The following is a 9,891-nucleotide window of genomic DNA, read 5'->3' as shown; positions in this document are numbered from 1 at the left end:
TCATCGTTCGCGCACGGTAAGGCCGGCGTGAATGCGCGTGTTCCGCGGGGCGTGCTGTCGACGAGTCGTCGCTGTGGTCGAATCCATTCCAGAATGCATATGAGAACATCACGGCGGTCCTTCAGCGGAGACGAAAGCGTAGACCGCGCCGTCCCATGCCGCGGCGACCACGGTGTTGCCGGTTGCCGCGGGGGAGGAGGCCACCCAGGTGCCGAGGTTGTGGCTCCAGGTACATCGGCCGTCGTCGCGGTCGATGGCCCGTATGTGACCGTCGTTGGACCCCACGTACAGCCGCCCGCCGCTGACGGCGGGTGACGAGAGGATCGCCCCGTCGGTGTGGTGATGCCAAAGCGGCTCGCCCGTCTCGATCGTCAATGCCGTCACGCTGCCGTCGGAGAAGGCGGCGTACACGACGCCGTCGGACACCGCGGGGGTCGCCGCCGTGCTCCTGCCGGGCCACCGGGACGGTCCGGGCGCCTGATAGGACCAGCGTGCCTCCCCATCGGCGGGGTCCACGGCGACGAGGCGGTCCCCGTGGCACGCGAGCAGGACGAGCCCGCCGTCGACGACGGGGGATGAGCCGACCACGATGCCGCCACCGAACGCCGCCTGCCAGCGCACGGCACCGCTGTCGAGATCCAGCGCCGCCAGGTTGCCGTACGCGGTCACGACGTAGAGCGAGCCGTCGGCGACGGCGGGTGATCCGTGCGACATCCAGTTCCGGCCGATGGGCTTCTCGCTGCGCCATCGCTGCTTGCCGGTCTGCGTGTCCAGGGACACCACCCACACCCCGCTGGCCACGTTGTAGGCCTGGTAGACGGCTCCGTCGGCGACTGTGGGGGAGAAGTACATCCAGCAGTCCGGTTCCTCGGGGTGCTCCGGCGTCCATTCCCAACGGACCCGCCCGTCGGTCACGTCCATGGCGAGCAGCGGGCCCCGCGCGCATGCCGCGAGGACGACGTCGCCGTCCACGGCGACCGAGGACGCGACCTGCCCGACGGTCCGGGAGTGCCAGCGCGGCTCACCGGTGCCGAGGTCGACGGCGAAAACACCGCTGTTCGTCGCGGCGTTCTCGTCGCGGACTCCGATGAACACCGTGTCGTGGTCGACGGCGGGGGAGGAGGTCAGGATCGTGCCGCCGGAGTGCCGGACCCACGCCAGGTCCAGCGGCGGACGGACGTCGTCGGTGCCGCGCCCCGAATGCCGGGCGTCCCGATGAAACATCGGCCACGGGGTTCCCTGCCGTGGCGTGGTCTGGGGAGTGCCTGCCACTGTGAACGTGGCGGCCTTCTGCATCCATGGTGACGCGGCGTCGTCGCGCAGCTGTACGTCGATCCGCTGCGTTGTCCGGGGCGTGATGTGTTCGGGGTCGATCTGCCCGACCCACATGCGATCCCCGGTCCGGGACAACGGGCGCCAGCCGTGCGGCGGGATCCGGTATCTGGCCTCGGTCGCCAGACCTGGCGGGCTGTAGCGGTTGACATGCACCGCGGACGGCGCCCGCGCCACATCACCGGCAGGGTGCACGACGGTCAGCTCGCGGTCGGCGTCGAGCTCGACGAACGGCGTCGTGAGATGGCCCTCGTGGAACTCGACCATGCGGAAACCGCGGGGCGAGAGGTCCTTGGTGAACGACGACGATGTCGTGACCACCTGAACGGCGCCGTCCACCAGGGCCGGGTCGACGTCGTTGGAGTGGGTGTGCCCGGCGAGCAGGAGCCGCACGTCGTAACGGGCGAACAGCTCCAGGTACGGGGCCGTGAGGTCTGGGCTCGGCGTCTGCGGGACGTTCCACGGGACGTGGCTGACGACGACGATCTGCTTTCCCGCGGCATTGATCTCCAGGTCTCTGGTGAGCCATCTCAGCTGGTCCGGCTCACCCAGCCCTCGGTAGTTCTCTAGGACGACGAAATGCTGCCGGCCGTATTGGAAGGAGTACCATTCCGGCCCGATCTTCTTGCGATAGTTGGCTATGACGTCACGGTATTGGGTGGCCGGGGATTGTTTCGGATACGGTCCGCCTGGCACACGGGCGGTGAGGTCGTGGTTTCCCGGAATGGACCAGACGGGAATGTCGGATGCGGTAATGGCCGCGAGATAGTCGTCGAACTCCTCTTCGGTGGCGTAGTTGGTGAGGTCACCGGCGACGAGGACGAACATAGCCGGCCCGGAATCGTTGCGTGATTCTCGGATGTATGAGTTGATCTGGCGTAACTGCGAGCTCAAGCCGTCCTTCGTATTGATGCCGTCGGCCTGAACATGCACGTCAGCCATCGTGACGAAGCGGTAGTCATCGGTGGGCGCCGGATCGGGGCGAAGAACGAAGTCCACATTGTCGACGCTTCCCGTCCGGGCGAGGTCTACGTGCCGGAAGAACGCCGGATTTCCCCGCTCGTCCGGCGGCGCCTGCCAGCCGGCCGGCACCGTGACGAAGACGACCGCGCGATGACGGCGGGTCCGCGCCACGGGTAGGCGGTAGCTCCCGTCGGACTCGGTCTGTGTCACGTTGTCGCCGTCGGACACGGCGACGCCCGGGAGCCCGCGCCGGCTGCCGCCGTCGTCGTTGAGAACCCGGCCGCTCACCCAGGTGATGCCGTTGTCGTGTTCGCTCAACACCTTCACGCTCGCCATGTCGGTGACGTCAGTACTGAGATGAATGACACGCGGCATGGCAGCGGACGTCAATGCGCAATCACCTATGGGCTGATGAGTGAATTCGGGCGGCTGCTGACGACGCGCTGCTCGCCCCGGCGCCGAAGGGGCCGGGTTCGCCGGGATTGTGGCCGAGGTAATGGACCCATCAGCGATCCGGCATTGCGACATCATGGCCGGGATTCCAGGATCGACGACAGTCCACACAAGCTCGCCGGCGTGGCCGCGAGCGGATGTGTTCCCGAGCGGGAGGAGTCTTCCATGTCCAGGCCGGGTCTCGAATCGATCATCAACAGCAGCCGAAGCGGCGAGCGAGTTCCTCGGTCGTTGAGCCGGCGCTCATTCATGGCGCTTTCCGGGACGAGCGCGGCGGCGCTGGCGTTCAATCTGCCCGACGTGGCGTCCGCCGGAACGCGTGCTGGGCGGTTCCAGGACTATCCGTTCAGCCTCGGTGTCGCGTCCGGCGATCCGTTGCCGGATTCGGTGGTGTTGTGGACGCGGTTGGCTCCAGAGCCGCTGTCGTCGTCGGGCGGCATGGGGGATGCGCGGGTTCCGGTGCAATGGCAGGTGGCCGAGGACGAGAACTTCGCCCAGGTCGTCCGGTCCGGCATAGCGATGGCGCATCGCGAGGTCGTGCACTCCGTGCATGTCGACGTGAAGGGACTAAGCCCAGGCCGTGAATACTTCTACCGATTCAAGGCAGGCCGGGAGATCTCCCCGGTGGGCAGGACGAAGACGGCTCCCGAACCAGGTTCGACGACCACGACGCTGCGTTTCGCCGCGGCCGCGTGCCAGGCGTGGTACGACGGCTACTACACGGCGTATCGGCATCTGGCCGACGAAGACCTGGACTTCGTCTTGCACCTCGGGGACTACCTGTACGAGTACAGCGTATGGACGCGTGGCGGCCGGCCGGATGTGGAGCTGCCGGACAAGTACGACCGGGTGACCATGACGCTGAGCGACTACCGCGACCGATACGCGCTCTACAAGCTGGACCCGGACCTGCAAGCCGCGCATGCCGCGGCCCCGTGGATCGTCAGCTGGGACGACCATGAGGTGGTCAACAATTACATGGGGGACACGGACCACCGCGGCACGCCGCCGGAGGAGTTCCTGGTCCGGCGGGCCAATGCCTACCGCGCCTACTGGGAACACCAGCCGTTGCGGGTGCCGGCCCCGGACGGTCCGGACATGAGGCTGTACCGGCGGTTCACGTTCGGCGACCTCATCGAGTTCAATGTGCTCGACTTCCATCAGTACGGCGACGCCTTCGCGTGTGGCGGCGGCGTCCACGTCGACTGTGAGGAGCGGCTCGATCCCTCCCGCACGATCCTCGGCGACGCCCAGGAAACCTGGCTGCTCGATGGCTTGTCACGTTCCTCGGCCAGGTGGAACGTACTGGCGCAGCAGCGGATGATGTCGCAGCTGATGCGTGAGACGGACGCTGGCCTGGCGATCCCGATGACGTACTGGGACGGTTACCAGCCCGCCCGTGATCGGATCTTCAACGCCTTCCAGGACTTCGGTGTCTCGAACCCGATCTCGCTCAGCGGTGATCTCCACCGAAGCGTCGCCGGGGAGCTCAAGGAGGACTTCGACGACCCCGACTCCGCCACCATCGGCAGCGAGTACGAGATCAGTTCGATCAGCTCGGGCGAGGACGGGTCGGACATCGACCGCTTCGGCGAGAACATCATGAGGTCGAACGCGCATCTGAAGTTCTACAACAGCCAGCGCGGCTACGTCCGATTCACCGCGACGTCCGACGAGTGGCGGGCTGACTACCGCATCGTGCCCTACGTCCGGGAGGAGGACGCTCCCGTTTCCACGCGAGCGAGCCTGTTGACCGAGGACGGGCGGCCAGGTGTGGAGATCATCGACGAGAACGAACCACAGGGCACGCTGTATGGACTCGAGGAGGACCCCGCGGACTGAGCCGTCGCCGCGGTTGGCGCGAACCGCGACGTCATCCGCGGCATTGACATCTGGCTCTCGAGAAGCCGCCGGTCACCGTCTACGCTAGGGCTTGCCGCCACGGTAAGATCATTTTGTGTCGTCACAAACTAAGATCATCGAGCATTACCTTGGGCTTCATAGGTAGGGGCGACGAGCAGATCAGCTCGCAGCACTCGAGTCCACTCGGCGTCTACCGTAGGCTTCTCTGGCAACTTCATCCACGGTGAAGGGCCATCCTCGTGCGTTGCCGTTGACCGTGTGAGACGCACGATGAGCCGAGCGAGCACGACGGGAGAGTCTATGGGAGGCCCCATGGAATTGGGTTGGTTCCGGTCAGAGCACCCATGGTGGCATGAGCACCCTGAGGGCCTCGGTGTTACCGACAGCTTCCCAGCCGAAGACGCCCTCTCCAGAAGCCTTCCGAGAGTCGTTTTGCTCTCATCGAAAGATGGCTATGTAGACGGCGTTGCCCTGGCGAGAAAGGCGGGGTACGCGGATACCTTTCGTCGTCGTATATATTTCGACGAATGGAAGAAATTCACGCCCTTTGACATTTGGCTTGCGCTTCAAGATCTAGGCGGCCCTACGCGTGTTGCTGCCAGCAGGGCAGTCTCTAGCCGCGTTGGACGCTTCACTCGAACTGCGACGGAACACCTTTTGGAATGGTTATCAGAGCATGGCGAAGAGGCTGCAGCAGCAATAAGAAATCTCGCGTATCGTGAAGTGCCAGAATGGCTCCAAAAGGTCGACTCTGTCGATGCGCATTCCTACGCCAATCAACTAGATGGGCTGAAGGTCGGGCTCGGCATTGCGGGAATTGACCGCGCTGCGGCTTTAGAAACTCTGCAGCATCCAGATCAACCTGACGACCTTCGGCTTGATCGGGTGACAAATCTCTATGAAGACCAAGTCGTGAACCGTGACGTCCATGAGTTTCCAGACTGGTTGCCACAAACGACCGCTTTCGGTGCGGAATTCGAAGACCCCGTCACTGGTCGAAGGCTGCAGACGTTCCTGGCTAACAAGCTGCCACTGGAGAAGAGAACAGGTGCCGACATAATATACTTTGTGGAAGAGTTTAATTCGTTTGTGCTCGTTCAATACAAACGATGTCGAGTGGAGAGCAAGGGGCCACCGGTGTACCGCCCCGACAGTCAGCTAAAGTCGGAATTGAAAAGGATGACTGCGCTGGAATCCGTCTCGCCAGATAAAAGCGGCAAACCGTCGGAGTTGCGACTCGGGGGGTCTTTCTGCTTTACCAAACTCTGCGATCCCCGCCAGCCGTTGGAGCCCGGTCTTTCTGTCGGAATGTATTTCGATTTGCGATACTTTCCCAGTGTGGCCACGCTTGGCGAACGAGGGGGATTTAGAATTGTCTATGGAGAGGTGTCGCGATACGTAACCAACACGACCTTTTCGGATCTGGTCGCGCATGGCTGGGTCGGATCGTCCGGAGAGCAGAGCGAAGCTGTAATCGAAGCCATGGAAGGAGGTCTGGCGGAGAATCGCAGTGTCTTGCTCGCCAGCATTCGACTCGGTGACGACAGACGTGGACGTTCGAGCGGTCACGTTCGCGCACGAGTGCTCGCCCGCCCTTGACCATTCCGAACCGTGAGTTGAGACCGACTCTCAATGCAGTTGGCATGTCGCGCCCGGCACGTTATTCCCCGTAGTTAATCATCTCTGCGATTAGCGAGGGCATTCAGACCTGGAGGCTTCGGGGGTGTTGATACACCTCGGCATTCGCGGCAACCCATGGCAGGGCCAGACTGGCAGCCTTGTCGTGCCGGCATTGGTCCTGGTAGCGGCGGTGATGCGTTCGGCCTTCTCGTCGGCGGTCCGCGACTGCCTTCAGCTCGGCGACCCGGCGTCGCGCACGTTCATCGACTCCGCGCCACACCCGCGGGCGCGTTCTTCGGCACAGCGCTGATCGCCGTCGGGGTATGGAATTTCGTCAGCTCCAGCCGGCCGTGGCCGTCCGGGGTCCGCATCATCGCGATGTCGACCCGGACCCCGTCGAGCCCGACAACACGGTCCACCCAACGTCCCTCGACTGGCGCCGTGCCTTCGAGCTCCATACCGAGTTCGACATAGAACGCAGTAGCAGCCTCGAGGTCGTCGACCACGACGCCGACGTGTCCATCGCCAGGGCAGGGTTTGAGCGACGCCAACGCGTCTACCCACACACCGTCGAGAACTCCGACACGTTGGTACGGTTCGCCGCTTACATACCGGAGGCTTGCCACGCGGCTAGTACTCCCTGCCGGGCGGCGCGGAACTTGCCGATGCGTCCTTGACGTCGCCTCACCGCACACCTTCGAGCGGCATTGAGAAATTCCGAGCCGAGACGTACGGTCCACGTACGCACTTGGAGGTCTTGGAGCAGGGAGCGGGGACGACATGGCGATCAAGGCACTGAGCATCATCGTCGACGACGCCAGCAAGGCAGCGCATCAAGTTGCCGAGCAGTTCGGCTGGACGCTAGGCGGCAGCGACTTCAAGGAATTCGCGGACGTGCACGCGGACGGCGTCGACCTGTGGTTCAGCACGTCGGCCGCCGTTCCCTCCGGAGGCATCGACGGTCTGACGCTCCATGTCTTTGTCAACGACGTCGACGCCGCCGCGGACGCTGTGGTCAGCCGAGGAGGCACGCTCCTTCTCGGCCCAGTGACGCAGGACTTCGGTATGCGCAGTGCCATCTTCCAAGGGCCGGGGAATCTCATGATCGACCTGTGCGCTCCCGTATCCGACACGTAGAGCACGTGGCTCGCGGGCATCCGGGCCGTGCGGTTGCCACGTACCCTGCTCTGCTGATTTCGCTGAAGCGGTTCTCGTCGTCGATACGCCGTCGGTAAGTGTTAACGAAACAGATATGTGGCGTTACTTGTCAAGGGAACAGTGATGGTAAACAATATCCAGTCCATCACACAAGCTGACTGTTCGTAAACGGGAGGGAATCGGTCGCTTATCAGTGGTGTCTGGAGCCGCGAGATGGTCGATGATTATCCCGGTAGGGCGCAGAGAATCAGGGGTGCAAGATGGTCTTAGAAAGTTTCGCCGGCAGACACGCGCCTGGCTGCTGGCTGAAGGGTCGGAATCGTGAGGGCGGAGCACGTAAGATCCTCGGCGCTATGGCGTCGGGTCGATTTCTTTGACGCCGGCGTAGCCGGAGTTGTCAGTAGTATTCACAACATCACCGGATGGGAAATACTGGAGTTCGATAGCCATGGCTCGGCGCCGGTGCCAGAATTTCAGTGGTACCGATTGCGTGACACCTTGTTCGCGCGTGTGGAATTCTGTGACGAGGTGCACGTATCGATTCGTCCGTCACCGGGGGCGAATGTCATATTGACGCCACTGTCCGGGGCTGCGGAAGTGGTGGTTGCTTCCGACCGTATTCAGCTGGCATCCGGACGTGGTGTGGCGTTCTCCGATGCTGATCGGCCATCGATTCGCTTGAGTGCCGATTGCCGAGTATCGGTGCTTCAAGTCAGCACGACGGCGTTGGAGAACGGCTTGCGGGAATTGGGCGTGGATCACGTCATTCAACCAGTCCGCTTGAGCCGGCAAACGGATTTCGGCAGTGGCCGGGGCCGGAGCTGGTACCGGTTGTGGAAGTTCCTCATGGACGAGTTCGATCAACCGGGGATACTGGCCGCTGCACCTTGGGAGGCGCAGCGGCTCGAACGGTTGCTGCTGGCGATGTTGATGCGCGCCCAGCCGCATGGTCGTGCCGGCGATGGAGCCAGGCCGGCGGATGGAAGCTTGCGCGAGTTCGACGGCGTGGTTGATGGCGCGCTGACGTATCCGTCGTACCTTCGCAAGGCGTTGCAGCTCATTCAGGAACACCCGGAATGGGCGCACACTATCGGCAGTCTCGCGCGTGAGGCGGCGGTGAGCGAGCGGGCCCTGCAGCGGCGTTTCAGGGAGCACCTCGGTATATCACCGACGACGTTCATGCGGAACACGCGACTGGACCGGGTATACGAGTCGCTGCGTCGAGCCTCGCCGCACGACGTGACGATCGACCAGATCGCACGGGACTGGGGTTTCGACAACCATGGCCGGTTCGCCCGTCGGTACCGGCAGAGGTTCAATGAGGCTCCGTCCGAAACCTTGCGCCGCGCGTGAGCGCGCATCGCCGCGTTGTCTCGCGCCAACGAGGCGTAGTCGTTCACGGTCCTGGATCTCTCGTTTCTGCGTATTCCATCGGCTAGGCCACCATGCAAGTATCGAGGTGGTGGGCTCATCGGTGGTCAATTCGGCAGCGTCGCCGTGGCTATGGCCACTCGCAGGGTAGGGGCGAAGAGGCGGAGCAGCAGTGACAACAGCGATGACTGTGACGAATGCGCACGACATTATCGACGACGGCCCGGAGACAGGGCATGGTGTGTCTTCGAGAGGCGGTGCCGAGGCCCTCGGCCGGCTGCTTGGTGATGCCTTCGGTCTCGTCGTGAACGACGTGTACAGCGACGAGGGCGCCGTGACCTTCGGGGGACGCAAGTACCGGTTGGGGCACATTCTCGGCGGATATCTGGACGTGGAACCCAGCATCGCGCTGTCCGGGCGCATCATGAGCGGCTCGTACGTCATCATGGCACCCGTGTTCAGCCCGATCGAGGTTGTCGCCGCCGATCAGCCGGCTACCGTCCAGCCTGGGTATGCGCTCATCTTGAACCCGGACGAGACGCTGCGGCTCGACTTCGGGCGATGCCGCCGGTTCTGGATCGTATGCGTGCCATTGAGCGCCATACATACTGCTCTGGTCGCATTGAGCGACGGAACGAGAGCGAAGCCGCCGCGGCTCGATCGGTTGATGAACGTTCGACGTGGCGGGGGCCAGAGCTGGGCAAGGATGGCGATGCTCATCCAGCAAGAGCTGGAGAGCGAAGGCGCGCTGGTGGAGGTGCCGGAGGTGGCCCGCGCCTACGAGCGGGCTCTGGTGGAGACGCTGCTGCGAGTGCAGCGGCACACCTACTCCGACCAGCTCCAACGTCAGAGCGCGCCAGGCATCCGGGATGAAGCCGGCGCGGGGCACGAGCAGTGGCCTCGCGGCTTGCGAGAAGTCCTGCGGATGATCGACGAGCACCCGACGCGACGGCACCGGGTCGACGATCTCGCACGCCACGCGAACGTCAGCACGAAGACGCTGCAGAAGTACTTCAGGCAATGTGTCGGTGTCACGCCCGTCGAGTACTTGCGTGTTCGACGGCTTGACCTGGCGCATCAGGCGCTGCTCGCCGCGGATCGCTCGACAACCAACGTCGAGACGATCATGAA

General features: G+C 63.7%; 6 protein-coding genes and 1 pseudogene. 5 read left to right on the top strand and 2 right to left on the bottom strand.

Annotated features, from left to right (window positions below):
• Positions 1-108 precede the first annotated feature (108 nt).
• On the bottom strand, positions 109-2,631 hold the full coding sequence (locus ELR45_RS11045; protein ID WP_165367674.1) for an outer membrane protein assembly factor BamB family protein: 2,523 nt from the start codon (positions 2,629-2,631) through the stop codon (positions 109-111).
• A gap of 282 nt (positions 2,632-2,913) precedes the next feature.
• On the opposite strand from ELR45_RS11045, the gene ELR45_RS11040 reads away from it, so the two are divergent.
• Together ELR45_RS11040 and ELR45_RS11035 are read left to right on the top strand one after the other, a co-directional pair.
• Positions 2,914-4,590, top strand: coding sequence for an alkaline phosphatase D family protein (locus ELR45_RS11040; protein ID WP_129665960.1), 1,677 nt, complete (start codon positions 2,914-2,916; stop codon positions 4,588-4,590).
• A gap of 333 nt (positions 4,591-4,923) precedes the next feature.
• Positions 4,924-6,210, top strand: a complete 1,287-nt coding sequence (locus ELR45_RS11035; RefSeq protein ID WP_129665958.1) for a hypothetical protein — start codon at positions 4,924-4,926, stop codon at positions 6,208-6,210.
• A gap of 302 nt (positions 6,211-6,512) precedes the next feature.
• On the opposite strand, the pseudogene ELR45_RS11030 reads toward ELR45_RS11035, so the two are convergent.
• Positions 6,513-6,782 (bottom strand): annotated as a pseudogene (locus tag ELR45_RS11030) (VOC family protein); the annotation flags it as partial.
• 229 nt (positions 6,783-7,011) lie between these two features.
• On the opposite strand from ELR45_RS11030, the gene ELR45_RS11025 reads away from it, so the two are divergent.
• The 3 genes from ELR45_RS11025 to ELR45_RS11015 form a co-directional block, all read left to right on the top strand.
• Positions 7,012-7,368, top strand: a complete 357-nt coding sequence (locus ELR45_RS11025) for a VOC family protein (protein WP_129665956.1) — start codon at positions 7,012-7,014, stop codon at positions 7,366-7,368.
• Positions 7,369-7,710: 342 nt separating this feature from the next.
• Positions 7,711-8,742 carry an AraC family transcriptional regulator gene (locus tag ELR45_RS11020; protein ID WP_129665954.1) on the top strand — a complete coding sequence of 344 codons (1,032 nt, stop codon included), beginning with the start codon at positions 7,711-7,713 and terminating at the stop codon, positions 8,740-8,742.
• Positions 8,743-8,944: 202 nt separating this feature from the next.
• On the top strand, positions 8,945-9,891 hold a 947-nt coding region (locus ELR45_RS11015), incomplete at its 3' end, for an AraC-like ligand-binding domain-containing protein (RefSeq protein ID WP_165367673.1).

The sequence above is a fragment of the Phytoactinopolyspora endophytica genome, assembly GCF_004138495.1.
Taxonomy (GTDB): Bacteria; Actinomycetota; Actinomycetes; order Jiangellales; family Jiangellaceae; genus Phytoactinopolyspora; species Phytoactinopolyspora endophytica.
Note: the sequence above shows the minus strand (reverse complement) of the source record. Positions and strands in the feature narration are given on the sequence as shown.

Bases quoted from the DNA above. Each gene is read 5' to 3' on its own strand.
- ELR45_RS11040 (WP_129665960.1), top strand. From the start codon at position 2,914: ATGTCCAGGCCGGGTCTCGAATCGATCATCAACAGCAGCCGAAGCGGC.
- ELR45_RS11045 (WP_165367674.1), bottom strand. From the start codon at position 2,631: ATGGCGAGCGTGAAGGTGTTGAGCGAACACGACAACGGCATCACCTGG.
- ELR45_RS11025 (WP_129665956.1), top strand. From the start codon at position 7,012: ATGGCGATCAAGGCACTGAGCATCATCGTCGACGACGCCAGCAAGGCA.
- ELR45_RS11035 (WP_129665958.1), top strand. From the start codon at position 4,924: ATGGAATTGGGTTGGTTCCGGTCAGAGCACCCATGGTGGCATGAGCAC.